23 protein-coding genes are annotated in these 25,008 nt (G+C 68.8%); 13 read left to right on the top strand and 10 right to left on the bottom strand.

The annotated features are described in order from the left end of the window. Positions 1-288 precede the first annotated feature (288 nt). The 4 genes from P8934_RS13785 to P8934_RS13770 all read right to left on the bottom strand — a co-directional run bounded on the left by P8934_RS13785 (position 289) and on the right by P8934_RS13770 (position 4,900). Positions 289-1,008 carry a phosphatase PAP2 family protein gene (locus tag P8934_RS13785; RefSeq protein ID WP_278031559.1) on the bottom strand — a complete coding sequence of 240 codons (720 nt, stop codon included), beginning with the start codon at positions 1,006-1,008 and terminating at the stop codon, positions 289-291. Positions 1,009-1,194: 186 nt separating this feature from the next. Continuing rightward, on the bottom strand, positions 1,195-2,931 hold the full coding sequence (locus P8934_RS13780; protein WP_278031558.1) for an isocitrate/isopropylmalate family dehydrogenase: 1,737 nt from the start codon (positions 2,929-2,931) through the stop codon (positions 1,195-1,197). A gap of 99 nt (positions 2,932-3,030) precedes the next feature. Continuing rightward, positions 3,031-4,284 carry a threonine ammonia-lyase gene (locus P8934_RS13775; protein WP_278031557.1) on the bottom strand — a complete coding sequence of 418 codons (1,254 nt, stop codon included), beginning with the start codon at positions 4,282-4,284 and terminating at the stop codon, positions 3,031-3,033. A 37-nt stretch (positions 4,285-4,321) separates the two neighbouring features. Next, positions 4,322-4,900 (bottom strand): gamma-glutamylcyclotransferase, encoded by a 579-nt coding sequence (locus P8934_RS13770; protein WP_278031556.1) that lies wholly within the window; start codon positions 4,898-4,900, stop codon positions 4,322-4,324. A 6-nt stretch (positions 4,901-4,906) separates the two neighbouring features. Between P8934_RS13770 and P8934_RS13765 the strand changes: the two genes are divergently transcribed. Both P8934_RS13765 and P8934_RS13760 read left to right on the top strand, forming a co-directional pair. Then, positions 4,907-5,548: a phosphatidylglycerophosphatase A gene (locus tag P8934_RS13765; protein WP_347403438.1), complete on the top strand. Its 642-nt coding sequence runs from the start codon at positions 4,907-4,909 to the stop codon at positions 5,546-5,548. 127 nt (positions 5,549-5,675) lie between these two features. Next, a complete protein-coding gene (locus P8934_RS13760; RefSeq protein ID WP_278031555.1) occupies positions 5,676-6,239 on the top strand; it encodes a type 1 glutamine amidotransferase domain-containing protein in 564 nt (187 codons plus the stop codon). A 110-nt stretch (positions 6,240-6,349) separates the two neighbouring features. Here P8934_RS13760 and P8934_RS13755 read toward each other — a convergent pair whose 3' ends face one another. Beyond that, positions 6,350-8,332 (bottom strand): alkaline phosphatase D family protein, encoded by a 1,983-nt coding sequence (locus P8934_RS13755; RefSeq protein WP_278031554.1) that lies wholly within the window; start codon positions 8,330-8,332, stop codon positions 6,350-6,352. Between the two features lie 120 nt (positions 8,333-8,452). On the opposite strand from P8934_RS13755, the gene P8934_RS13750 reads away from it, so the two are divergent. The 6 genes from P8934_RS13750 to P8934_RS13725 all read left to right on the top strand — a co-directional run bounded on the left by P8934_RS13750 (position 8,453) and on the right by P8934_RS13725 (position 14,173). After that, positions 8,453-9,019 (top strand): NnrU family protein, encoded by a 567-nt coding sequence (locus tag P8934_RS13750; protein ID WP_278031553.1) that lies wholly within the window; start codon positions 8,453-8,455, stop codon positions 9,017-9,019. Positions 9,020-9,175: 156 nt separating this feature from the next. Further along, positions 9,176-10,291 (top strand): substrate-binding domain-containing protein, encoded by a 1,116-nt coding sequence (locus tag P8934_RS13745; RefSeq protein WP_278031552.1) that lies wholly within the window; start codon positions 9,176-9,178, stop codon positions 10,289-10,291. A 26-nt stretch (positions 10,292-10,317) separates the two neighbouring features. Continuing rightward, positions 10,318-11,466, top strand: coding sequence for an ABC transporter ATP-binding protein (locus P8934_RS13740; RefSeq protein ID WP_278031551.1), 1,149 nt, complete (start codon positions 10,318-10,320; stop codon positions 11,464-11,466). Then, a complete protein-coding gene (locus P8934_RS13735) occupies positions 11,459-12,346 on the top strand; it encodes an ABC transporter permease (protein WP_278031550.1) in 888 nt (295 codons plus the stop codon). Before P8934_RS13740 ends, P8934_RS13735 begins: the two co-directional genes overlap by 8 nt. Positions 12,347-12,410: 64 nt before the next feature. Continuing rightward, positions 12,411-13,217: an ABC transporter permease gene (locus tag P8934_RS13730; protein WP_278031549.1), complete on the top strand. Its 807-nt coding sequence runs from the start codon at positions 12,411-12,413 to the stop codon at positions 13,215-13,217. A gap of 38 nt (positions 13,218-13,255) precedes the next feature. Then, positions 13,256-14,173 (top strand): cation diffusion facilitator family transporter, encoded by a 918-nt coding sequence (locus P8934_RS13725; RefSeq protein WP_278031548.1) that lies wholly within the window; start codon positions 13,256-13,258, stop codon positions 14,171-14,173. Positions 14,174-14,179: 6 nt separating this feature from the next. Here the strand turns inward: P8934_RS13725 and P8934_RS13720 are convergent, their stop codons facing one another. The 3 genes from P8934_RS13720 to P8934_RS13710 are packed head-to-tail and all read right to left on the bottom strand — an operon-like array spanning position 14,180 to position 16,553. Next, positions 14,180-15,532, bottom strand: coding sequence for a HAMP domain-containing sensor histidine kinase (locus tag P8934_RS13720; protein WP_278031547.1), 1,353 nt, complete (start codon positions 15,530-15,532; stop codon positions 14,180-14,182). Beyond that, the gene (locus P8934_RS13715) at positions 15,529-16,200 is read right to left on the bottom strand and encodes a response regulator transcription factor (RefSeq protein WP_278031546.1); all 672 of its coding nucleotides are present in this window, start codon (positions 16,198-16,200) and stop codon (positions 15,529-15,531) included. The genes P8934_RS13720 and P8934_RS13715 overlap by 4 nt, the downstream gene beginning before the upstream one ends. Next, on the bottom strand, positions 16,197-16,553 hold the full coding sequence (locus P8934_RS13710; protein ID WP_278031545.1) for a PepSY domain-containing protein: 357 nt from the start codon (positions 16,551-16,553) through the stop codon (positions 16,197-16,199). The genes P8934_RS13715 and P8934_RS13710 overlap by 4 nt, the downstream gene beginning before the upstream one ends. A gap of 110 nt (positions 16,554-16,663) precedes the next feature. Between P8934_RS13710 and P8934_RS13705 the strand changes: the two genes are divergently transcribed. Beyond that, positions 16,664-17,131, top strand: a complete 468-nt coding sequence (locus P8934_RS13705; protein WP_278031544.1) for a PepSY domain-containing protein — start codon at positions 16,664-16,666, stop codon at positions 17,129-17,131. Positions 17,132-17,234: 103 nt separating this feature from the next. Here P8934_RS13705 and P8934_RS13700 read toward each other — a convergent pair whose 3' ends face one another. Together P8934_RS13700 and P8934_RS13695 are read right to left on the bottom strand one after the other, a co-directional pair. Further along, positions 17,235-18,017 (bottom strand): TSUP family transporter, encoded by a 783-nt coding sequence (locus tag P8934_RS13700; RefSeq protein ID WP_278031543.1) that lies wholly within the window; start codon positions 18,015-18,017, stop codon positions 17,235-17,237. Between the two features lie 28 nt (positions 18,018-18,045). Then, on the bottom strand, positions 18,046-18,948 hold the full coding sequence (locus P8934_RS13695) for a LysR family transcriptional regulator (protein WP_278031542.1): 903 nt from the start codon (positions 18,946-18,948) through the stop codon (positions 18,046-18,048). A gap of 177 nt (positions 18,949-19,125) precedes the next feature. On the opposite strand from P8934_RS13695, the gene P8934_RS13690 reads away from it, so the two are divergent. The 4 genes from P8934_RS13690 to P8934_RS13675 all read left to right on the top strand — a co-directional run bounded on the left by P8934_RS13690 (position 19,126) and on the right by P8934_RS13675 (position 24,957). Next, positions 19,126-20,637: a CoA-acylating methylmalonate-semialdehyde dehydrogenase gene (locus P8934_RS13690; protein WP_278031541.1), complete on the top strand. Its 1,512-nt coding sequence runs from the start codon at positions 19,126-19,128 to the stop codon at positions 20,635-20,637. 101 nt (positions 20,638-20,738) lie between these two features. Next, a complete protein-coding gene (locus tag P8934_RS13685; RefSeq protein ID WP_278031540.1) occupies positions 20,739-22,397 on the top strand; it encodes a GMC family oxidoreductase N-terminal domain-containing protein in 1,659 nt (552 codons plus the stop codon). Between the two features lie 395 nt (positions 22,398-22,792). Continuing rightward, complete coding sequence (locus P8934_RS13680) at positions 22,793-22,999, top strand: cold-shock protein (protein ID WP_040185674.1); 207 nt, start codon at positions 22,793-22,795, stop codon at positions 22,997-22,999. 188 nt (positions 23,000-23,187) lie between these two features. Then, positions 23,188-24,957, top strand: coding sequence for an SLC13 family permease (locus P8934_RS13675; RefSeq protein ID WP_278031539.1), 1,770 nt, complete (start codon positions 23,188-23,190; stop codon positions 24,955-24,957). Positions 24,958-25,008 lie beyond the last annotated feature (51 nt).

Genomic DNA, 25,008 nt, shown 5'->3' with positions numbered 1-25,008 from the left:
GGGCGGAGGCGTCGAGAAGGCCCGATCGCGGAGACGGGCCGAGAGCGCGAGGGGGCGCCAGGGGCGGCGCCGGTGCTCGATGCGCTATGATCAGGCAGGAACGCACGTTCAGGCGGGAAGGTGGCGGTCTCCGGCAGGCCGGAGTGCCGCACGAAGAGGACGGGAGGCGATGGACAGGAAACAGGGGAAGAAGGGCACCACCGGCAAGCTGATCGGCCTGGGGATCCTGCTGCTGGTGGCGCTGACGCTGCAGAACTGCGGGGTGATCTAGGCCCGGCCCACCGTGGTCTAACCCCGCCGCTGAATCCAGCGCATCGCGAGCCAGCACAGCGCCGCCCAGGCAGCCCCGGCCGTCCATCCGGCAAGGACATCCGTGGGCCAATGCACCCCGAGGTAGACACGGCTCATGCCCACCAGCAGCGTGAGCAGCATCGCCAGCGCCAGGATATAGGCCTTCAGCTTCAGCTCGGGCTGTACGCGGATGAGCAGTGCGGCGAGGGTGAGGTAGGTCACCGCAGACATCATCGCATGGCCGCTGGGAAAGCTGGCGGTGTAGACGATGGCCTCATGGGGAACCAGGTCGGGCCGGGGACGATCGAACCCTGCCTTCATCAGGGTGCTCAGCAGCATGCCGCCGGGCACCGCGACGGCAGCGAAGAGTGCGGCGCGGTAGTGTCGGGCGAGCAGCAGGTAGCCCAGGGCCCCGAGCGAGACCAGTACCAGCACACCGACACCGCCGAGCGCGGTAAAGTCCCGCCCCAGTTCCTCTACCCAGCCCGGGCCGAGCGGGTCGGCATGGTCGGCGGGATTGCGCAGGGAGAGCAGAAGGGCCTCGTCGATGCTCCGGGTCTCACCCTCGGCGACCTCCTCGGCCAGTTCGACGAACCCCCAGACCCCGCCGAACAGCATCAGGAGGCTCAGTAGCGCCCCTAGCTCGTAGCGAGCGAGCCGAGCCAGCGTGGAAAGGTGTTGGCGTCCTATCCGCTCGGTCTTTCCGACGTGCTTCATGGCACCCCCACGGCGGTGACTCCGCCAATGACCGGAGGGCTGGCCTGCACGGGCCGACCCGGTGGGATCTCCCGTCGACGCAAGCCCGGTGATGGGTCTCGAGCCCCTATGCCTCGCGCTCCGCCAGTGCCGCCGCGATGGTGATGAAACTCTGCCACCAACCGGCGAGATAACCGCCTCGCCACCTCAGCCCAGGCGGCTGGCCACGGCGTCGAGAAAGCCCTGCATGTCGACGATGGTCTCCGCGGCGGGATCGGTGGTCTTGCCCTTCAGGTCGCCGGTGATGATGCCGTCGGCGACGGTATCGATCAGCGCGGCCTTGAGGCGGGTAGCGTAGTCCACCAGGGCCTCGTTGCCCTCGCGCTCGCCCAGGGTCTCCAGGGCGTTGGCCACGGCGAAGATCAGCGCCGAGGAGTTGAAGTGCGCCTCCTTGCCGTCGCTCTCCAGGTACTTCAGGTAGAGGTCGTGGGCGGTGCCGTGGGGCGCCTCGAAGAGCATGGTGCCGCTCTTGCTCTCGATGATCGAGCTGGCGGTCGCCAGGCTGCCGCCCAGCGCCGCGGAGATGTCCGAGAAGATGTCGCCGTCGAGGTTCTGCGCCGGGTAGAGGGCATTGCGCGGCGGGTCGGTGATCATCTTGATGAGCTGGCTGGAGGGCCGCATGATCATGAACGAGGGCGGCGGGGTATCGGCCTTCGCCAGCTCGCGGCGCACGTCGGTAATGGCGGTACTGAAGACATCGTCATACTCCATGTACTCGCGCTTGAGGCCGAAGTAGACCTCCTTGTCCTTGCGCGAGGCGTCGCGGAACACCTGGGTGACCCAGTCCTTGATCGCCTCGTGGTCGTTGGACATCAGCAGGATGGGGTCGCCCTGCTTGACGTGGCGCGCATGCTTCTCGTCGCCGTCGACGACCACCTTGAGGATGCCGTCCTCCGTGGCGGGGGCGTTGTAGCTGCCGTACTGGTCGCCACCGCCGGCACTCATCCGTGACAGCGAGACATGGGCCTTGCGGGTGGGAATGCCGTGCACCTTGAGCTGCTCGACCAGCTTGTAGAGCTTGCGGCCGGTGGTGTTGTCCGGCACGCCCCACAGGGCGCGCTCCGGCGGGTTGGCGACGATACGCGCGGCCTGGGCGTCGATCAGCTCGTAGTGGTAGGCGAGCCCCAGCGCCTCGACCTGCGCGCGGTAGTCGCTCTCGTAGATGCCCTCGATGGCGGCCCGCATCACGCCGTCATACCCGGCGATCACGGTGTCCTTCAGGCCCAGGTAGATGTCGCGCTTTTCGTCGATGGCGCGCTGGAAGAAGCGGTGCGCCCAGGCCTTGATCTCGTCGATGTCGTTGGTGGCGAGCAGCCAGGGGTCGCCCTTCTTGACCTCGCGGCGGTGCAGCTCCACCGGGTCGCCGCTGGCGCCCACGAACATCAGCTTGACGATGCCGGTGGCGCGGGAGAGCTCGTTGAAGCTGTCCTTGCTGCCGCCGGTCGCCATGGTGTCGACCTCGATGTCGCGACCCACCCACTCCGGCTTCTTGAACTGCAGGTTGCGAAACTGGATGTCCTCGCGGGTGATGTTGCCGCCGATGCCCTTGCGGATGGCACCGTTGGGCGACTTGGTGGCCAGCGGATGCAGGGTGGTGCCGTCGAGCTCGGGATGGGCGGCCAGCAGCTCGCCCAGCTGGGTGCGGTTCACCGTCATGCCGGCATTCTTCACCCCCACGCCATGCTGCTTGAGGGCCTCGATGGCCTCGATGACCGCCTGGCCGTTGGTGACCAAGCGGTTCTCCGCGGTCAGGTCGATCTCGACCAGGTCCACGTCAAGGCGTGACGTCACGAAGGTCTCGAGGATCCGCTCGAAGGCCACCTGGGCCATCTCGTCGCCATGCAGGATGACCAGGGGGGCTGACACGTTGATCTTGCTGCTCATCACTCTATCCCTTGTTGCGATGATGGAAACCGGTGCGATGATCGAATGCGCACAGGGTACGCCTGCCGCCGGCCCTGCGCCATGCGCCCAAGGTGCCGGTCAGTGCCCCTCGGGGTCGCCGGCCCAGCGCTCGTCCGGGTGCACCTCGTTGGCGGGCAGCACCGGGTCGTAGCCCTCGGCGCGCAGCGCGGCGATCACCTCGCGGGTGTGGTCGCTGCCCAGGGTCTCGAGGGTGGCCTCGACCTCGGTGGCGCGCAGCGAGAGGTCGGTGAAGGTGCGCTGGTGGGCGATCTGGATGACGTTGGCGCGCTGCTCGGCGAGCAGGCGGGTGAGCTCGGCCAGCGAGCCGGGCACGTCGGGGATACCGACCCGCACTCGCACGATGCGCCCGGAGCGCACCAGGCCGCGCTGGATCACCGAGGAGAGCGCCAGCATGTCGATGTTGCCGCCACACAGCACCAGCCCCACCCTGCGGCCGCGGTAGCGCGCCGGGTCGGTGAGCAGGGCGGCGAGCCCCGCGGCGCCGGCGCCCTCGGCCACGCTCTTCTCGATCTCCAGCAGCATCAGGATGGCGCGCTCGATCTCGGGCTCGTCCACCAGCACGATGTCGCTGACCAGCTCGCGCACGATCTCCCGGGTCAGCTCGCCGGGCTGCTTCACGGCGATGCCCTCGGCCAGGGTGGCCAGGCCGCAGTGGACCTCCTCACCGGCCAGCGCCTGCTTCATGGCCGGGAAGCGCTTGGTCTGCACGCCGATCACCTCGATATCGGGCTTCAGCGCCTTGGCCGCCACCGCGTTGCCGCTGATCAGTCCGCCGCCGCCGATGGGGATCACCAGGCAGTCGAGGTCGGGGGCCTCCTCGAGCATCTCCAGGGCGATGGTGCCCTGCCCGGCGATGATCCGCTCGTCGTCGTAGGGGTGCACGAAGACCAGGTGGCGCTCCTCGGCCAGGCGCCGGGCATAGGCACCGGCCTCGTCGACCCCGTTACCCTCCAGGTGCACCTCGGCGCCGAAGTTGCGGGTGTTGCGCACCTTGAGGTTGGGGGTGTGGCGGGGCATGACGATGGTGGCGTGGATGCCCAGCCGCTTGGCGTGATAGGCCACCGCCTGGGCGTGGTTGCCCGCCGACATGGCGATCACGCCCCGGGCGCGCTCCTCGGGGCTGAGTGAAAGCAGGTGGTTGAGGGCGCCGCGCTCCTTGAAGGAGGCAGTGAACTGGTGGTTCTCGAACTTGATGTAGAGCTCGCAGCCGGTGAGCTGCGAGAGGGTGGTGGAGTGCAGGCAGGGGGTGCGCTCCACGCTCCCCTGGAGGCGGGCGGCGGCCTGTCGGACGTCGTCGAGGGTCACGCTCATGGGAGGGTCGTCTCCGTTGTCGAGGTGGGGTCGGGCATCAGGCGTCTGCCGGGTGGGGCAGTCGCGCTGCCAGGGCGAACACGTGGGGATCCTCCACGCCGAGCTCGCCCAGTGCCTGGGCCAGGTTGACCAGGTAGTCGCGATTGGGGCCGCTGGGGCCGTGGGCCATGGCAATCTGCTCGGCGATGGCCTCCAGCGGGGCCTCGCCGAGGAAGGCGGCGTTGTCTTCGGTGGCGAGGTACACCAGCCCCTCGGCACTCGAGGGCGGTGCATCGTCCTCGAAGTGCAGCCGGGTGACCTCGCGCAGGTAGCCGTTCTTCTCGCGCACGTCGAGCGGGCCGAGCACCTCGGGGGTGATGCGATAGGCCATGCCGTGGCAGGTCGCACCGGGTTCGCGCACCAGGGTGACCACCCGGCCCGGTGCCTCGGGGGTGCCGCGGTGGTCGTGGGAGCCCTGCCAGAAGCGGCGCACCCAGCCATGGATATGCGCCGGGCGGCGCTCGAGGAAGGGGAAGTCGGCCTTCCAGATCAGCGAACCGTAGCCGAACAGCCAGATCTCGTCGTGGCCGTCGAAGTGGGTCATCTGCCGGTTGCGGTGGGTCGTGTCGAGTGTCATCCCTGAATGATGCGTCGACCGGCGGCGAATGTCGAAGGCTGGCGGCGGGTGCTGGTCGATTCCGCCATCGACCTTCGTCGGGCCGCCGGGTATCTTGGCCGCTGCTCGGCCGATACCGGCCGCAGGCGGGGCGCCAGGCGGTTGCCCCGCGCCATCCATCGCGCAGGGGGCAAGGACATGGAGTATGCACTGATGTGGCTGGCCACCGGCCTCGGTACGGGGCTTTCGCCCTGGGCCTCGGGCACGGTCGGCTCGCTGCTGGGGCTGCCGCTGGCCTGGTGGCTGCTGGGCCGACCCCGCCGCCTGCAGCTCGCCGTGGTGGCGGCGCTGCTGCTGGCGGCGGTGCCGGTCTGCCACCTGGCCGCGGAGGAACTGGGCCTCAAGGACGACGGGCGCATCGTGCTCGACGAGATCGTCGCCTTCCCGGTGGCGGTGCTGGGCCAGTCGGCGGCGCGCCATCCCGCGGCCCTGGCCGGGGCCTTCGTGGTCTACCGGGTCTTCGATGCCACCAAGCCGCCGCCGGTCTCGTACGCCGAGGCGGTGCCTGGCGGCGTCGGCATCGTGCTCGATGACAGCGTGGCGGCGGCCCTCAGCTGGCTGGTGGTGGCCGGCGGCCTGATGCTGTGTCGGCGTCGCCGGCCCGCCTGATACAGGAGGACGCATTTCGTTACGTCACCAGGGGTTGTGCTTGCGGGCCACTACCCCGAGGTCGTGGGGTGTCGCAGCTGGCCCGTCCATGCGGGTCAGCCGATTATCCGCCAACAAGGAGGTCATCATGAGCCAACAGGTCGACGGCAAGCGTGTCGCCATCCTGGCCACCCACGGTTTCGAGGAGTCGGAACTGGCCGTACCCAAGGCCAAGCTCGATGCCCAGGGCATCACGGTGGACGTGGTCTCGCCCGAGACCCGCGGCATTCGTGCCTGGGCCGAGAGCGACTGGGGCGAGACCTATGAGGTCGACAAGTCCCTCGATGAGGTCAGCTCCACGGACTACCACGCCCTGGTGTTGCCCGGCGGGCTGTTCAATCCGGATGCCCTGCGCCAGGACGAGCGAGCCCTGGCCCTGGTGAGGCACTTCTTCGAGGCCGGCAAGCCAGTGGGCGCCATCTGCCATGCGCCCTGGATCCTGATCAACGCCGAGGTCGTCGAAGGGCGCACCCTGACCTCCTATCCCTCGGTGAGGAAGGATCTCGAGAACGCCGGGGCGCACTGGGTCGACGAGCGGGTCGTGGTCGACAACGGCCTGGTCACCAGTCGCACGCCGAAGGACCTGGATGCCTTCTGTCACACCCTGGTCGAGGAGATCCATGAGGGGCGTCATGCCGGTCAGACGGCCTGAGGCAGCTGCCTCGTGACGCGGCGAGGTCACGGGCCCCGGCCAATGTGAGCGCCTCGCGTCGCAAGCCGCACAACGCCTGTCCGTCACCGGGCAGGCGTTGTGCTGTCGGGCTACGGTGCCCGCTGTCCGGCGGACGACTTGCCGGAGCGTCGGTCGCCCGGGGCCTCCGGCGGCGGAAACACCACGTCGAAGCCGCGGGCATCGAGCTGGCGGATGTCACTCGGGCGGCCCTGGTCGTCGAGCTCCACCAGGCCGATGCCGGTGCCGTTCCAGAGCCGCTCGCCGGCCTTGGCGCGGTCCGGGTCCCGCGGCGTGATCATCATGCGCCGGCGCTGGGTGAACCAGTTGAGCGGCGAGCGGGGGGCGTAGAGCCAGCGGTTCAGGCGATCGAACCAGTCGAGCAGGGTGTCGGGAAAGGCGTTCTTGATGCCGCTGGAGGTGATCTGCCAGATCCTCGGTCCCTCGCGGCGCTGGCGGATGTGGATGTCGTAGGCGAAGGAGTAGTGCACGTCGCCGGAGAGGATCACGTAGTGCCCCGGGGTACGCGAATGGCGGAAGATGTTGAGCATCACGCTGGCCGCGCCGCGATGGGCCATCCAGTTCTCGGCATCGACCAGCAGGGGCTTGCCGGCCAGGGTAAAGAGCCGCTGGATGGTTTCGATGAGCTTGACGCCGAACATCGGGGCCGGCGAGACGATCACCACCGATGTCGCCCCGAGGATCTGCTGCTGCAGTTCCGACAGCGCTTCCCAGTCCATGAGGCCGGAGGGGCGCTTCGGGCTGCGTTCGCTGCGCCAGCGCCGGGTGCGGGTGTCCAGCACCACGAGCTTCGGCTCGCCCTCGACCTCCACCTCCCAGCCCTGGAAGCGCAGCAGCCGTTCGATCACGGCGTCCTGCTCCTCGGCGGGCAGCCAGCCCTCGCGGCTGGCTGCCAGGTCGAGCAGTTCGGCGGCCTCGCCCAGCGGCTCGGCCAGGCGGTCCGGGTCGTTGCCCCAGCCCTGGCAGAGCAGGTAGGCGAGCAGGGCGTTGCCGATGATCCGCCGCGAGAAGGGGTGCCCGTAGGCGGTGCGCTCCCAGTCCGCGGTGAGGTTCCAATCGTCGGTGATGTCGTGGTCGTCGAAGATCATCAGCGAGGGCAGGTGGGCCATCACCCGGGCGGCGGCGGGCAGCCCGTCGGCGAAGCGCTCGATGACCGCCCGTTCCTCGCCGAAGCGCGCCGCGTGCGTCTCGTCCAGCGTCGGCTCGGAGATCTCGACCAGCCGCCAGGGCACCGGCGACCAGACCAGCAGGTACATGGCGATGACCTCGGCGAAGCTCATCAGGTGGTTGTGGGCATTGGCCGAGGTGAAGACCGGCTTGCGTACCCCGCCGAAGAAGCGCTCGCGCAGGTCCTCGCTGCTTTCGATATCCGGCAGCAGCGCCTCGCGTCGGTAGTAGGTGGCGGCGTCCGTGTAGAGGGCCAGGCTGTCGGCCACGGTGGCCCCCTCCAGGGTCTCGTCGAACAGGTCCAGGCAGCGGATCAGTGCGTGGACGGCCACCAGCATCGGGCCGGCGACGTCGTCGGCGTAGACCTGGTCGCCGGTCATCAGCAGCCAGGCGGGCCAGGCCTCGGGGGTCTCCCGGCGCTCGGCCAGCCAGGCATCGGCACGCATCAGGCCGTCGGGGCCATCGTGGTGGGGCCGGCGGCAGGAGCCATGCAGCAGGCGGCGGTGGCTGTCGGCCAGCACGAAGGCGGGATGCGTGGCGCCCTCGTGCAGCAGGTGGGGCGCCCAGTCGGCGATGCCACGCTCGCCCCCGCCCTCGCTCCCGTCCGGGGCGATCTTCAGGTCGTAGTCGATGCGCACGCCGCGGGGCAGGGGCGTGTCGAGGGGCACGTCGATCAGGTGCAGCCAGGCATGCCGGCCCAGCGGCAACCGCTGCAGACGGCGCGCGTTGAGCGTCAGGCGGCGCGGCGGGTGTCCGGCAGGGTGCAGCATCAGGCCGAGTTCGAGGGGCCGCGAGCCCACCAGCCAGAGCACCAGGCGCTCCGCGCTCAGGCGCCGCAGGAGGGGGCCGGCGAGGACCTCGGGCAGGGGGGCGGTGTCTCGTGACATGGCAATCCTTTGCGTCGCGGGTGCCGTGTCGGGCGACGGCACTGGTCGTGAACAGGTCAACAGACTAGGCTGGCGGCGGTTTCGTTCCACTTTGCCCTTTCCCTGATGGAGACTTCCACCATGACCGTGATGCTGCTCGGCCTGTTGATCTTTCTCGGCGTGCACTCGGTGCGCATCCTGGCCGACGACTGGCGAACCGCCCAGATCCAGCGAATGGGCGAATTGCCCTGGAAGGCGGCCTATTCGGTGGTCTCGGTCATCGGCCTGGCGCTGGCGATCTGGGGCTACGGCCAGATGCGCCTGGACCCGGTGTGGGTCTGGCAGCCCCCGGTGGGCCTGCGCCATGCCGTCTCGCTGCTGATGATCCCCGCCTTCGTGCTGCTGGTGGCGGCCTATGTGCCGGGCAACCACTTCAAGGCCAGGCTGGGTCACCCGATGATCCTGGCAGTGAAGCTCTGGGCCTTCGCCCACCTGCTGGCCAACGGCCGGCTGGGCGACATCGTCTTCTTCGGGGCCTTCCTGGTATGGGCCGTGTTCGACTTCCGCGCGGCTCGTCGTCGTCCCCGGCCGGAGAGCGCCGCCCCGGGCATGGCCGGCACCGTCGCCACCGTGGTGATCGGCCTGGTGGCCTACTACCTCTTCGCCTTCCACCTGCACGTCTGGGTCACCGGCGTGCCGGTGATGTGACCCCGGCGCGGCGACGGGGCCTTCCTCCCGGCTGGGCCTTTCCCTATATGGTGCTACGCTGATTGAGTCGACGCTGAACCGTCATCGGCGGGTCATGGCGTCGTCACCTCGCCGCGCGATAACGGGGTGCGTCCCAGCCACCATGGAGAGCTCGTCATGTCGTTCACACGTCGCCGTTTCCTCAAGGGCAGCCTGGCCGCCGGGGCCGTGGCCAGCGTGCCGTCCTTCTACGTCAACACGCTGCTGGCCCAGGAGCAGACCCTGCGCATCTACGCCTGGGCGGGCTACTTCAACGACCGGATGCTGGCGGACTTCACCGAGAAGACCGGCATCAAGGCCACCTTCACGCCCTACGGCACCAACGACGAGCTGATGAACTCGCTGCGCGCCAGCGACGGCAGCGGCTTCGACGTGATCATGCCCACCGTGGACCGTGTCCCCGGCTATCTCGACTATGACCTGATCCAGCCGCTGGACACCTCGCGCATCAACTGGAGCGGCGCCCTGGACAGTGCAATCGAGGGCTCCGAGACCGGCGGCGTGGTCGACGGCAAGCGCTACTTCGCACCCAGCGACTGGGGTACCGAGGCCATCACCTGGCACCGCCGCTTCGCCGACGTCGACCGTGCCAATCTGAGCTACGCCGACCTGTGGAACCCGGAGCATGGCCAGGGCGTCACCGTGCGCGGCCACTCGGCGCTGGTCGGCATCGGCCTGTGGCTGGAGCGCGAGGGCCGGCTGCCGCACCCGCTGCTCGACTCCTACCAGAGCGAGGAGGCGATGCGTGCCAACTTCGACGTCATCCTCGAGGAGGCGGTCAAGCACAAGTCCATGCTGGTGCAGTTCTGGAACACCGAGAACGAGGCCCAGGCCGCCTTCCGCACCAACGGCGCGATCATCGGCCAGACCTGGGACTCTACCGCCTTCCGCCTGCAGCAGGAGGGCGAGGAGATCGCCTACGGCGCGCCGAAGGAGGGGGCGCTGGCCTGGATGGAGGGCTTCGTGATTCCCAGGAACGCCCAGAACCCGGATGCCGTCTACGAGCTGATCAACTGGTACTACACCCCCGAGGCGGGTGCCATGTTCGTCGAGGCCACCGGCTACAACTCCACCTCCAAGGGCGCCACCGAGCTCCTGCCCGAGGCGACGCGCAACTTCTTCACCGAGTCCTACACCGAGGAGGACCTGGCCAACCTCTGGTGGTGGCCGATCCAGGAACCCTGGTACGTGGCGCTGCGCAACGAGTACCAGGACCGCTACCTCTCTGCCTGACGCAGATGCCCGACCGCGAGGTGACCATGGACGGCAGCGTCCGCCTGGAGGAGGTAGTGATGCGCTTCGGCGACTTCACCGCCATCGACAAGACGACGCTCGAGATCGGCTCGGGGGAGTTCTTCAGCTTCCTCGGCCCCTCGGGCTGCGGCAAGACCACCCTGCTCAACATGATCAGCGGCTTTCTGACCCCCAGCGAGGGGCAGGTGCTGATCGGCGGCGAGCCCATGGCTGGGGTGCCGGTAAATCGCCGTCCCACGGCGATGATCTTCCAGAACCTGGCGCTCTTTCCGCTGATGACGGTCTACGAGAACATCGAGTTCGGCCTGGAGGTGCGCGGGGTCGACCGCAAGGCGCGACGCGAGGCATCCGAGCGGCTGCTGGCGCTGGTGGCGCTGGAGGGCAGTGGGCCGAAGCGGATCGGTGAGCTCTCCGGGGGCCAGAAGCAGCGGGTGGCCATCGCCCGGGCACTGGCCGTGGAGCCGCGGGTGCTGCTGCTCGACGAGCCGCTCTCGGCGCTGGACCTCAAGCTTCGCCAGCACATGCGCGCCGAGCTCAAGGCGATCCAGCGCAAGACCGGCATCACCTTCATCTACATCACCCACGACCAGGGCGAGGCGTTGACCATGTCCGACCGGGTGGCGGTGATGTCGGCGGGCCGCATCCAGCAGGTGGCCGACCCGGTGACCCTCTACCGTTCGCCGGCCACCGGCTTCGTGGCGGCCTTCGTCGGCGAGAACAACCGGCTGCGGACGACGCTGATCGAACGCCAGGGCGAGCGGGTGCGCCTGGACGGCGGAGCCCTGGGCGAGCTGGCCGGCCGAGTCGCGGCCGCTTCCCGGCTGGCGCGCGGCGACCCGGCGGCGCTCTACATCCGCCCCGAGCACCTGCGCCCGGTCGAGGAGGGGAGCGCCGGGCCGACCCTCGCGGCCACCCTCGAGGCGGTGCACTTCGAGGGTGCCTGGGTGGTGCTGGAGGCGCGCCTGGACGCCTCCGGCGAACTGCTCAGGGTGCAGCTGGGCCACGAGATCTCCCGGCAGTACACGGATGCCCTGGTCGCGGGGCGTCGCATGAGGTTCGGCTACGACCCCGACGATGCGGTGGTGCTGCCCGAGGATGGCAGCCCGCGGGTCGACGAGGCGACCGGCGAGGTGGTGGAGGCCGGCCATGTTTAGGCAGCTCGCCGCGCGTTTCGGCGGCCCGCTGGCCATGACGATCCTCGGCCTGCTGGGTATCTGGCTGATCGTGATGGTCACCCTGCCGCAGCTGCAGATGATCGACTACTCGCTGCGTCCCAACCTGCTGCCGGCCCAGCGCGGCGGGCCAGAAGACGGCTGGACGCTGACCAACTACGCCACCCTGTTCGCCAACGACATCCACCGGGCGATCTTCTTCAAGACGCTGTGGTCCAGCGTGCTGGTGACCCTGCTGACGCTTGCCGTGAGCTATCCGCTGGCCTGGTACCTGGCCAAGGTGGCCACCCCGCGGCAGGCGGCGCTATGCATCCTGTTGCTGATCATTCCCTTCTGGATCAACGAGATCCTGCGTACCTACTCGTGGTTCATCATTCTCGCCTTCCGCGGGCCACTCAACGAGGTGCTGATGATGCTGGGGCTGATCGACCGGCCGATCCGTTTCCTCAGCGGTGACGCCGGGGTGATGGTGGGCATGGTCTACGCCTATATCCTGTTCATGGTGTTCCCGGTCTACAACGCCATCGAGAGCCTCGACGACAACCAGGTGCGGGCCGCGAGGGACCTGGGGGCGGGGACGCTGCGCACCCATCGGCGCATCGTCATTCCCCACGCCAAGCCGGGAATCGCCACCGGCTGCATCATGACCTTCATGCTGGCGGCGGGCAGCTATGCGGTGCCGGCGCTGCTCGGCTCGCCCGGCAGCCGCTGGTTCACCCAGATCATCTACAACTGGTTCTTCGAGGGCGGCAACTGGAACCAGGGGGCGGCCTATGCCTTCCTGCTGCTGGTGCTGTGCATCGGCTTCATGTCGCTGGTCATGAAGGTGTTCAAGGTGGGCCTGGGGGATATCGCCAAGTGATGGACTGGGACAAATGAGGATCTGGGCCAAATGAGGGTCTGGGCAAAGTGACGGGGGGCCGTGCGTGAGCTCACAGCGACTGATGACCCTGGGCCTGCGTTTCTACGTGGTGGTGTTCTTCGCCTACCTCTTTCTGCCGCTGCTGGTGATGGCGGCGGCCACCTTCAACGACAGCCGCTTCCCCACCGTGACCCCCTGGGACGGCACCACCCTGAAGTGGTTCGGCGAGCTCGCCGCCGACGGCGGCATGTGGCAGGCACTGGGCAACAGCGCCATCGTCGCCGTCGGGGTGCTCTGTCTGGCGGTGCCCATCGGCATCGCCACCGCGCTGTTCCTCAATACGGTGCAGAGCCGCGCCAAGCCCTTCCTCTATGCGCTGATCCTCTCGCCACTGCTCACGCCGGGCGTGATCATCGGCATCTCGACGCTGATCTTCTGGCGCCAGCTCGGGGTTGGCGGCGGCATCTTCCTCACCGTGCTCGGCCAGGCCACCTTCATCGCCGCCTACGTGATGCTGATGGTCACCGCGCGGCTGCAGCGCTTCGACCGCACCATGGAGCGCGCCGCCCTGGACCTGGGCGCCAGCCAGTGGCAGATGTTCCGGCGCATCCTGCTGCCCTACCTGAAGCCGGCGATCCTCTCGGCGGCGGTGATCGCCTTCCTGCAGTCCTTCGAGAACTACAACACCTCGCTGTTCGTGGTGGGCTATGACACCACCCTGACGGTCTACATCGCCTCCAAGGTGCGTACCGGCCTCACGCCGGCAGTCAACGCCCTGGGGCTGATCCTGATACTCGTCACCGTGCTGCTGGCCGTGGCCTACGAGCTCAAACGGCGCCGCGAGGCCGCTCGCCTCGTGAAGGGGGTGTGACCCCTGCGGTATGCTGGGAGCCTGGCAAGGGAGGGCTCATGGCTCACGATCACGACCATTCGCATCACGCCGGGCAGGACAGCCAGCGCCGGCTGGCCTGGGCGATCCTGCTCACCGGCGGCTTCATGGTCGCTGAGGTGGTGGGCGGCATCCTCTCCGGCTCGCTGGCGCTGCTGGCCGATGCTGGCCACATGCTCACCGACACCGCGGCCCTGGCGCTGGCCTGGTTCGCCGCACGCATCAGCCGCCGCCCGGCGGACGAGAAGCGCAGCTTCGGCTATCACCGGGTGCAGATCCTGGCCGCCTTCGTCAACGGCCTGACGCTGATCGCCATCGTGGTGTGGATCTTCATCGAGGCGATTCGCCGGCTGCTCTCGCCGGTGGAGGTGATGGGCACCCCCATGCTGGCGATCGCCGCCCTGGGGCTTCTGGTCAACCTGGTGGTGTTCATCATCCTGCACGCCGGCGACCGCGACAACCTCAACATCCGCGGGGCCGCCCTGCACGTGCTGGGGGACCTGCTGGGTTCGGTGGCCGCCATCGTCGCGGCCCTGGTGATACTCGCCACTGGCTGGATGCCCATCGACCCGCTGCTCTCGATGCTGGTGGCGCTGCTGATCCTGCGCAGCGCCTGGAAGCTGACCCGGGAGTCCGGCCATATCCTGCTGGAGGGCGCCCCGGACGAGCTGGACGCGGCGACCCTGCGCCGCGAGATTCCCGAGCAGCTCGAGGCAGTCTGCAACGTGCACCACGTGCATGTCTGGTCGCTGACCCCGGGACGCCACCTGGTCTCGCTGCATGCGGCCATCGAGGAGGGCGAGGATCGCCAGGCCGCCCTGGTGGCGATCCGCAGTCTGCTGGTCGAGCGCTATGGCCTGGACCATGCCACCATCCAGCTGGAGAGCCGGCACCAGTGTGCCGACGAGCCCGAGGAAGGCGCAGGCCACCAGGGCTGAGCCGGGTCAGTCGGCGGGCTGGAAGGGGCGGTCGGGCAGCCAGACGCGCACCGCCAGGCCGCCGAGGCGCGCGCGGGCGAGCTCCAGCCGGCCGCCATTGAGCTTCACCAGGTCGGCCACGATGGCCAGGCCCAGGCCGTTGCCCGGTCGCTGCTCGTCGAGCCGGGCGCCACGGGCCAGGGCGGCCTGGCGCTGGGCCTCGTCCATGCCCGGCCCGTCATCCTCGACCTCCAGCCAGCCCCCCCCGGCATCGCTGCCGCCACGTATCTCGACCCGGCCCTCGGCCCAGCGCAGGGCGTTGTCCAGCAGGTTGCCGACCAGCTCCTGCAGGTCCTGGGCCTCCATGCGCACGCGCATCCCGGCCGGCAGGTCGTGGCGGAGGGTGATGCCGCGTCGTTCGGCGAGGCGGCCAAGCCCCGCGAGGATGGGGCTGAGCACCTCACTTGCGGCGACCCGCGGGGCCAGGCCGGCGTCCCCGGCCGCCGAGGCGCGGGCCAGGTGGTGGCGAACCGCGGCATCGATGCGCGCCAGTTCGTCACGGAGGCGCGTGCGTCGTGGCTCCTCGATGCCGTCGGCCAGGGTGGTCAGCACGCTCACCGGGGTCTTCAGCGCGTGGGCCAGGTTGCCCGCGGCGTGGCGCGCATGGGTCATCAGTCGCCGGTCGCGGTCCAGCACCCCGTTCATGGCCCGGGCCAGGCGCGCGAGCTCCGGCGACAGGCGGGTATCGAGGCGCTCGGCCTCGCCGCTCTCCACCTGCTGCAGGTCGGCCTGTACCCGGCGCAGCGGGGCCAGGCCCCAGCGCACCTGCAGGGCCAGGGTGGCCAGCAGCAGCAGCCCCAGGCCGACCAGGAAGAGCGTGACCAGCCGGGTGAAGCGGGCGAGCTCCGCGTCCAGCGCTTCCCGGGAGACGGCCACGCTGACGTGCAGCGGACCGTCGAGGGGGGCCAGGCGGATATCGCGCTCGATGACGCGCAGCGGGGTCCCGCGCGGGCCTGCCAGGTCACGGATCATCACCTGGCGGTGGGAGCGCACCGGCAGGCGCTGGTCCCACAGCGAGCGGGAGGTCAGCACCCGCTCGCCGCCGTCGCTGATCTGCCAGTACCAGCCGGAGAGGGCCTGCTCGAAGCGCGGGTCGCCCAGCGAGCGCTCATGCACCAGCCGCTGCTGCGTCGGCTCCCAGGCGAGGCCGGCGACCACCACGTTGAGCAGGGCCTCCAGGCGCTCGTCGAAGGCGCCCGTCGCGGTGGTGCGGAAGTAGTGGGAGAGTCCTGCGCCGGCCAGCGGCAGGGCGATCGCCAGGGTCAGCAGGGTCGCCAGCAGCAGGCGACTGGCCAGCGACAGCCGCCGCACTCGACTCATGATGCCTCGTCACCCCCGGCCAGGCGATACCCCTGGCCACGGTGGGTCTGGATACGCGCGGCGCCCAGCTTGCGGCGCAGCCGGCTGATCTGGACGTCGATGACGTTCGAGTCCGGCTCGTGGTCGCGGTCGTAGACGTGCTCGGCCAGCTCGCTGCGGCTCACCACCCGGGGCGCGGCATGGGCCAGGTAGGCCAGCAGGCGCGACTCCTGGGCGGTGAGGCTCACCGGGCGACCGGCCAGGGTGACGCTGCCGCTGTGGGTATCGAAGGCGAGCTCGCCGATCTTCAGCACCGGGTGGGCATGGCCATGGCTGCGCCGCACCAGGGCGCGCAGCCGGAACAGCACCTCGGCGGTCTCGAAGGGCTTGGTGACGTAGTCATCGGCGCCGGCCGAGAAGCCGGCGGCCTTGTCGGCCCAGCGGGTGCGGGCGGTGAGCACCAGCACCGGCGTGTCGATGGCGTCCTCGCGCCACTGGGCGAGCCAGCGGCTGCCATCGCCATCGGGCAGGCCCAGGTCGAGGATCACCGCGTCGTAGGCCTCGGTGCGCACCAGGAAGTCCGCCTCGCCGCCGGTGGTGGCGGTCTCCAGCAGCATGCCGGCGTCACCCAGCGCCTCCTCCAGGGCCTCGGCGAGCGCCCGGTCATCCTCCACCAGCAGCACCTTCATTCCGCGCCATCCTCGCGTCGCATCCCGTTGATGTTCACCCCCTCCATACCGATCAGCTCGCCACTGGCGGCATCGAACTCGAACTCCACCACCTGGCCCTGGGGACCGAGCATCTCGACCTCGTAGAGCATCCGGCCATCGTCACGCTCGAGTTCCACCTCGAGTACCTGGCCCGCATAGCGCTCCTCCAGCCAGTCGAGGATCTCGGGCAGGGGCACGACCCTGCCTTCGCGCACCGCCTGGTGGAGGTCGCGCCACGCCTCGTCCGCCGGCGTGGGGGAGGCGGCCAGCAGGGTGAGCAGGGCGGCCAGCGCCGGCAGGCGCAGGCGGGACAGCAGGCGTCGATTCGTCATGGCCACAGGGTGCCAGGGGCGACATGAACAGAGCATGAACGCTGGCGTCACCTTGGGGCAAGGTCGCATGGCGTGTAATGGCCTGGCACCCACAGAACGAGGAATGACCCATGCAACGCAAGATGATCCTGACCGCTTCCCTGGCCGCCCTGCTGGGCGCCGCCACCCTGGCCCAGGCCGATAGCGATCGCCTGGCCCCCGAGCGCCTCGACGAGGTGCTGGCCCAGGCCGGCGAGTTCGGCTTCCAGACCTATGAGGAGATCGAGGTCAAGAGTCGAGATCGCGTTGAGGTCGAGGGCTGGCTCGACGACGAGTGGCAGGCCGAGGTGAGTTTCGACCTGGCCAGCGGTGAGAGCCTCGAGGAGGAGCGCAAGCGTCGCGACGACGGCGCCTGGGGCCTCTCCGAGGCCGAGGTGCGCGACGCCATGGCGCTGGCCGTGGCCGAGGGCATGACCGAGTTCGGGGAGCTCCAGGTCGACCGCGGTGGCCGCGTCGAGATCGAGGGGGTTGACGCCGACGGCCGCGAGCTCGAGGTCAGGAGCCGGGGCGGCGAGCTGCTCGAGGTGGAGCACGACTGACCCGCTGCCGGGGCTTCGCCCCGGCGATACTCTTATACCGCATGACGCCGTCATGGAGAGGGCCCGGCGCGATTGATTCGCGCCGCGCCCTCGACGTGTGCGGTTACCCCGCCGAACTGACGAGCCCCATCACGCTGACCAGGATGAGCACCCCGCCGAGCACCCGGAAATAGAGGTTGGTGTGGCTGGCGAGCATGTGCCGGTGGGCGCGCTCGCCCAGCAGGTGGCCGACCAGGGCGCAGGGCAGCAGCCACAGGTGGTGGATGAGCTGCAGGTCGACGCCGGCGATCACGAAGGAGACCATCTTGATCAGCACCAGGATGAACCACAGCACGAAGAGGGTATCGCGCAGCTGATGGGCAGCGACGTGGGTGGCGAAGACCGCGACGATCAGCGGAGCGCCGATCAGCGAGGTGCCGCTGACATAGCCGCCCAGCGCCAGCAGCACCGCGTCCACTACCCGGTTGTGGCTGCGAAAGGGCTTGTCGAGCAGGTAGCCGGCCGCATAGACCATCACGATCACGAAGATGATGCTGGTCAGGACGTTGCCCGGCAGGGTCAGCAGGCCGACCACCCCGATCAGCTTGGGGATGATCATCACCTTCATCGCCTTGAGCAGGTAGCTCCAGTCGATGTTGCTCTCGGCTGGCGCCTGGCCGCCGTTGTCGGCCACCAGCTGCCGGTGGCCGCGCCAGGCGATCCAGCTGGAGAAGATCATCAGGTGCACGGCGATGATCGGCAGGAAGACCAGCGGCTCGTCGAGCACCAGCAGCAGGAAGGGGAGCGACAGCAAGGCGCCTCCGAAGCCCAGGCTGGTACGCACGAACCCGCTCCAGACGAAGATGAGCCCGATCAGGACGAGCTGGGGCATCTCGAGGTCGGCCATCAGGGCGCTCCTTTCCCGTGGTGTGGTGTCATGGTGCCAGCGCCCCCCAGACGCCGGTGAGCACCTCCAGCGCCTCGGTGATCACCGCCTCCTCGCCGCGGTCACGGCGCCAGACGAAGCTGAGCGCGCAGGGCAGGCGCACGCCCTCGGCGACCACCAGGCCGCGCTCCTGGCGCTCGGCCATGGCCAGGGCGTCGCGGGCCAGGCTGAGGCCCACGCCGGCGCGCACCAGGTCGAGCATGCAGGCCTCCTGGTCCACCTGGGCCACGCCATTGGGCACGATGCCCAGTGGGTCGAGCACGCCGTGCAGGAGGCGGTGATGGGCCGACTCTTCGGGGGTGGTGATCCACGGCAGGGTGGCGAGCCGGGGCCAGTCGGCGCCGGCCAGGCGGCTGCCCCAGCCGGCCGGGGCGATCACGTGGTAGTCGAAGTGGGTGAGCTCGCAGTGGGCAATCTCCGCAACACCCGGCCCCTCGCCGGGCGGCGCCAGGAAGAAGCCGACGTCCAGCTCGCCGCGCCGCACCCACTCCAGCACGGTGCCGCTCATGCCGTGGTGCAGTTCGGTCTCGAGCTGCGGGGCGCGCTCCACCAGGCGTCGCAGGAAGGCCCCCAGGCGGATGAACTCCGGGTCGACGATGGTGCCGATCTTCAGTCGGCCACGCAGCGTGCTGTGCAGGGCCCGGGCGTTCTGCTCGAAGGCGGCCATGGCCGCCAGCGCCTTCTCGGCGGCGGGAAGCAGCGCGCGACCGTCGGCGCTGAGCTCCAGCCCCTGGGGGCGGCGCTGGAACAGCGTGAGGCCGAGGCCCGCCTGGAACTGCTTGAGCTTCAGGCTCACCGCGGGCTGGGTCAGGTGCAGGCGCTCGGCGGCGCGGGAGACGCTGCCTTCCCGGGCCACGGTGACGAAGGCTCGCAGGGTCTGGAGGTCCTGCACGGTGTCGTCTCCTCGGTGGAGTGATATCAGCCAAACTTATATGCTGGTTTTGAATTACTCAATTGATCCTGGTGACGATGGGGCTAGTCTAGGTGGCAATGGGGTCGCTTCTGTCACGCCCCACCCCCGACAACGGACGTCCCTCCCCGATTACGACAACGACGAGACGAGGCCGCCATGAGCACCACCAGCATCCAGCATTATATCAACGGGCAAATGTCAGCCGGCGAGTCAGGCCAGCACCAGGCCGTGACCAACCCGGCTACCGGCCAGGTGACCGGCCAGGTGGCCCTGGCCTCCCAGGCCGATGTGGCCACGGCCGTCGATGCCGCCAAGGCCGCCTTCCCGGCCTGGGCCGATACTCCGCCGATCCGCCGCGCCCGGGTGATGTTCAAGTTTCTCCAGCTGCTTAATGAGCACAAGGATGACCTGGCGCGGGCGATCACCCTGGAGCATGGCAAGGTGTTCACCGATGCCCAGGGCGAGGTGGCGCGCGGCATCGACATCGTCGAGTTCGCCTGCGGCATCCCGCAGCTGCTCAAGGGCGACTATACCGAGCAGGTCAGCACCGGCATCGACAACTGGACCCTGCGCCAGCCGCTGGGCGTGGTCGCCGGCGTCACCCCCTTCAACTTCCCGGCCATGGTGCCGATGTGGATGTTCCCGGTGGCCATCGCCTGCGGCAACAGCTTCATCCTCAAGCCGAGCCCGCTGGACCCCAGCGCCTCGCTGCTGATTGCCGACCTGCTCAAGCAGGCGGGGCTGCCGGATGGTGTCTTCAACGTGGTGCAGGGCGACAAGGAGAGCGTCGAGGCGCTCCTCGACCACCCCGACGTCAAGGCGCTCTCCTTTGTCGGCTCCACGCCGATCGCCAACCTGATCTACGAGCGGGGTGCCCGCCACGGCAAGCGCGTCCAGGCCCTGGGCGGCGCCAAGAACCACATGGTGGTGATGCCCGATGCCGACCTCGACAAGGCCGTGGATGCGCTGATCGGCGCCGCCTACGGCAGTGCCGGCGAGCGCTGCATGGCGATCAGCGTGGCGGTGCTGGTGGGTGACGTGGCCGACGAGCTGGTGCCGCGCCTGGCCGAGCGGGCGCGCAGCCTGAAGGTCAAGAACGGCCTGGAGCTGGATGCCGAGATGGGGCCCATCGTCACCGCCCAGGCTCACCAGCGCATCACCGGCTATATCGAGAAGGGTGTGAGCGAGGGGGCCGAGCTGGTCGTCGACGGCCGTGACTTCGATGTTGCCGCGACCGGCGACGATTGCGCCGAGGGCTTCTGGATGGGCGGCTCGCTGTTCGACCACGTCACCCCGGAGATGACCATCTACAAGGAGGAGATCTTCGGCCCGGTGCTGGCCTGCGTGCGGGTGCCCGACATCGCCACCGCCATCCAGCTGATCAACGACCACGAGTTCGGCAACGGCGTGAGCTGCTTCACCGAAAGCGGCAGCGTGGCCCGCGAGTTCGGGCGTCGCATCCAGGTCGGCATGGTGGGCATCAACGTGCCGATCCCGGTGCCCATGGCCTGGCACGGCTTCGGTGGCTGGAAGCGCTCGCTGTTCGGCGACACCCACGCCTACGGCGAGGAGGGCGTGCGCTTCTACACCAAGCAGAAGTCGATCATGCAGCGCTGGTCGGACTCCATACATGGTGGCTCAGAATTCGCCATGCCGACGCATAAATAAGACTGACTACCATCGCGCGGGCGAGAGACGCCGTCGACAGCGTTGCGAGGGGGCGCTGTCGACGGGTAAGCCGCGCGCCTCTTGCGACTTGAGAGCACGCCATGGCTGAACAAGAATTCGACTATATCGTGGTGGGCGCCGGCACCGCCGGCTGCCTGCTGGCCAACCGCCTGAGCGCGGACCCGGCCAACCGGGTGCTGCTGATCGAGGCGGGCGGGCGCGACAACTACCACTGGATCCACATCCCGGTGGGCTACCTCTACTGCATCAACAACCCGCGGACCGACTGGTGCTTCCGCACCGAGGCCGACCCCGGCCTCAACGGCCGGTCGCTGATCTATCCCCGCGGCAAGACCCTGGGCGGCTGCTCCAGCATCAACGGCATGCTCTATATCCGCGGCCAGTCACGCGACTACGACGGCTGGGCCGAGGCCACCGGCGACGACGCCTGGCGCTGGGAGAACTGCCTGCCCGACTTCATGAAGCACGAGGACCACCACCGCCTGGATGCCGGCGGCGATGCCGACGCTGCCCACCGCGACTACCATGGCCACGGCGGCGAGTGGCGGGTGGAAAAGCAGCGCCTCAAGTGGCAGGTGCTCGACGACTTCGCCACCGCGGCCGTGGAGGCCGGCATCCCGCGGACCCGCGACTTCAACCGCGGCGACAACGAGGGAGTCGACTACTTCGAGGTCAACCAGCGTTCGGGCTGGCGCTGGAACACCTCCAAGGCCTTCCTGCGCGGGGCCGAGAAGCGCGACAACCTGACCCTGTGGCACTCCACCCAGGTGCTGGGGCTCGAGCTGGAGCGAGGAGGCGAGGCCGGGGGCGGCCAGCCGCGTTGCACCGGCGTGCGCGTCGAGCGCGGCGGGAAGGCGATCACGGTACAGGCCGGCCGCGAGGTGATCCTCTCCGCCGGCGCCATCGGCTCGCCCCAGCTGCTGCAGCTCTCCGGCATCGGCCCGGGCGACCTGCTGCGCGAGCGCGACATCCCGGTGGTCCATGACCTGCCGGGGGTCGGCGAAAACCTGCAGGACCACCTGCAGATCCGTTCGGTGTATCGGGTGAAGGGCGCCAGGACCCTCAACACCATGGCCAACTCGCTGGTCGGCAAGGCGGGCATCGGGCTCGAGTACCTGCTCAAGCGCTCCGGCCCCATGAGCATGGCGCCCTCGCAGCTGTGTGCCTTCACGCGCAGCTCCGACGAGTACGCGCACCCCAACATCGAGTACCACGTCCAGCCGCTGAGCCTGGAGGCCTTCGGCCAGCCGCTGCACGACTTCCCCGCGATCACGGCGAGCGTGTGCAACCTCAACCCGACTAGCCGCGGCACGGTGCGTATCAAGAGCGCCGACCCGCGCCAGGCCCCGGCCATCGCCCCCAACTACCTGAGCACCCCCGAGGATCGCAAGGTGGCGGCGGACTCGCTGCGGGTCACGCGGCGCATCGCCGAGCAGCCGGCCTTCGCGAGGTATTCGCCCGAGGAGGTCAAGCCCGGCCTGGCGTACCAGAGCGACGATGACCTGGCCCGCCTGGCGGGGGATATCGGCACCACCATCTTCCACCCGGTGGGCACCACCAAGATGGGCCGCGATGACGACCCCATGGCGGTGGTGGACGCTCACCTGCGGGTGCGCGGGGTGGCGGGGCTGCGCGTGGTGGACGCAGGCGTCATGCCCACCATTACCAGCGGCAATACCAACTCGCCGACGTTGATGATCGCCGAGAAGGCCGCGGGCTGGATCCTCGGCGGGGCGTAACGGGCGCTTCCCCTCTCGTGTCACGACAATGGCAGGCCAAGGCCTGCCATTGTCGTGACGGGGCAGGTGTTGCCGATGCGGCTTCCCTTGCTGTCGATGGCGACATGGAGATGGGCATTCGGACGTAACGGTGATCCGGCCAGCCGGGTCGGGCGTGTCCAGGCGCTTTCTGGTGGACGGTCACATGGGTGGCAATATTCCTGTCATCCACGGTAAATAGTGTTTGACCTGCGTCCGGCAACGGCGCACTATGCTCGCAGTTGGTTAGCAAGTGGAACATCGCAGGTGGTCATCGAAAGCTCATGGCGTCGATTTCCCGGTGAAAGTTTCTTGTTTTACCCACTGCAACTCGGGTATTTCCCGGCACAATCTAACGCTATTCGAGGAATTCGATAATGGCTACCGGTACCGTCAAGTGGTTCAACGACACCAAGGGCTTCGGCTTCATTTCTCCGGACGACAACGGTGACGACCTGTTCGCTCACTTCTCCGAGATCAAGGCCGAAGGCTTCAAGTCCCTGCAGGACGGTCAGAAGGTCTCCTTCGACGTCACCCAGGGCAAGAAAGGCCTCCAGGCTTCCAACATCCAGGTCATCGGCTGAACGTCGACCGACCCTGATGTGACTGCCTCACGGCAGGTGAGAAAGGCCCGCGAAAGCGGGCTTTTCTCGTTGTGGGGCCACTGGCTCCAATATTCCAATTAAGTATAGTAAGATTTCTAAAAATAACTTTTTAGAATAACCGGTGGCGGTCACAATGGGGCCTTTCCCTGTCGTTACCGGATCTGCCCATGCCGCTGGATGCCTGGCTCTCTCTCGCCGTCGTCATCGCCGTCTTCCCGCTGATGGCCTTCTCGCGCGTGGGTCCCGACATCGTGCTGCTCGGGGCGGTGATCCTGCTGCTGACACTGGGGGTGATCGACCCCGGCCAGGCGCTGGCGGGCTTCTCCAGCACGGGCCTGTTCACCGTGGCCTTCATGTATGTGTTGGTCACCAGCATCCGCGAGACCGGCGGCATCGACCTGATCATCCGCCATGTGCTGGGGCGTCCCCGCAGCGAGGGGCGGGCGCTGGTGCGCCTGCTGCTGCCGGTGGCCTCGTTGAGCGGCTTTCTCAACAACACCCCCGTGGTGGCGACCTTCATCCCGGCCGTGCTGAGCTGGAGCCGGCGCGTCTCCGTGCCGGCGCATCGCCTGCTGATGCCGCTCAGTTTCGCCTCGATCCTCGGCGGCACCATCACCCTATTCGGCACCAGCACCAACCTGGTCGTGCATGGCCTGCTGATCGATCGCGACCCGTCCCTGGCCATGGGGCTGTTCGACATCGCCTGGGTGGGCGTGCCGGTGGCGATGGTGGGCCTGGCCTACCTGGTCCTGCTGGGGCCGCGGCTGCTGCCGGCGCGGCGCGGGGCGGAGGCGGCCTTCGAGAACCCCCGCGAGTTCACCATCGAGATGGAGGTGGACGCCGGCGGCCCGCTGGTCGATCGCACCGTGGAGGAGGCCGGGCTGCGCCACCTCCAGGAGCTGTTCCTGGTGGAAATCGAGCGCGAGGGCAACATCGTCAGCGTGGTGGGGCCGGGCGAGCGACTCAAGGGTGGCGACCGGCTGGTCTTCGCCGGTACCAGCGAGGGGGCCGTGGAGCTGCAGCAGATCCGCGGCCTGGTGCCGACGCGTCAGGGCGCGTCGAGCCTCGAGAAGGACTTCAAGGAGCGCCGCCTGGTGGAGGCTGTGGTCTCCGACCAGTGCCAGTTCATCGGCCGGCGCATTCGCGACGGCCACTTCCGGACCCTTTATGGTGCCGCCGTGCTGGCGGTGTGCCGCGGCGGCGAGCGGGTCGCCGGCAACCTCGGCCAGATCCGCCTGCAGCCCGCCGACGTGCTGCTGCTGGAGGCGCGCCCGCCCTTCATCGAGCGGCATCGCCAGTCGCGCGACTTCCTGCTGATCAGCAAGGTCAACGGCTCGGCCCGCCCGGTCCACGAGAAGGCCGGGCTGGCCTGGGGCATCCTGGCCGGCGTGGTGCTGCTGGCCACCCTGGGCGTGATGAGCATGATGAACGCCGCCATGCTGGGCGCGGCCCTGGCGCTGGGTACCGGCTGCTGCACGGTGGGGGCGGCCAAGCGGGGGCTGGACACCCAGGTGCTGCTGACCATCGCCGCCTCCTTCGGCCTCGGTGCGGCGCTGGAAAGCTCGGGGGCAGCGGCCAGCCTGGCCGACCTGGCCCTGGGGCTCGCCGACGGCAATCCCTGGCTGCTGCTGGTCGCGGTCTATGTGCTGGTGACCCTGCTGACCTCGCTGGTCACCAACAACGCCGCCGCGGTGATCACCTTCCCGGTGGTCATGGCCAGCGCCGAGAACCTTGGCGTGAGCCCCATGCCCTATGTGGTCGTGGTGATGTTCGCCGCCTCGGCCAGCTTCCTGACGCCCATCGGCTACCAGACCAACCTGATGGTCTTCGGCCCCGGTGGCTACCGCTTCGGTGACTTCCTGCGCCTCGGCGGGCTCCTGAATCTGCTGACCGCCGCGGTGGCCCTGGCCCTGATCCCGCTGATCTGGCCCTTCTGAGCGCGGTCGCCGCCGGGCGGCGTTTGCGGTAGGGTATCGACCTTTGAGCGA

Origin of the sequence: Halomonas sp. CKK8 (genome assembly GCF_029625235.1) — a bacterium.
GTDB classification, from domain to species: Bacteria; Pseudomonadota; Gammaproteobacteria; order Pseudomonadales; family Halomonadaceae; genus Halomonas; species Halomonas ventosae.
Note: the sequence above shows the minus strand (reverse complement) of the source record. Positions and strands in the feature narration are given on the sequence as shown.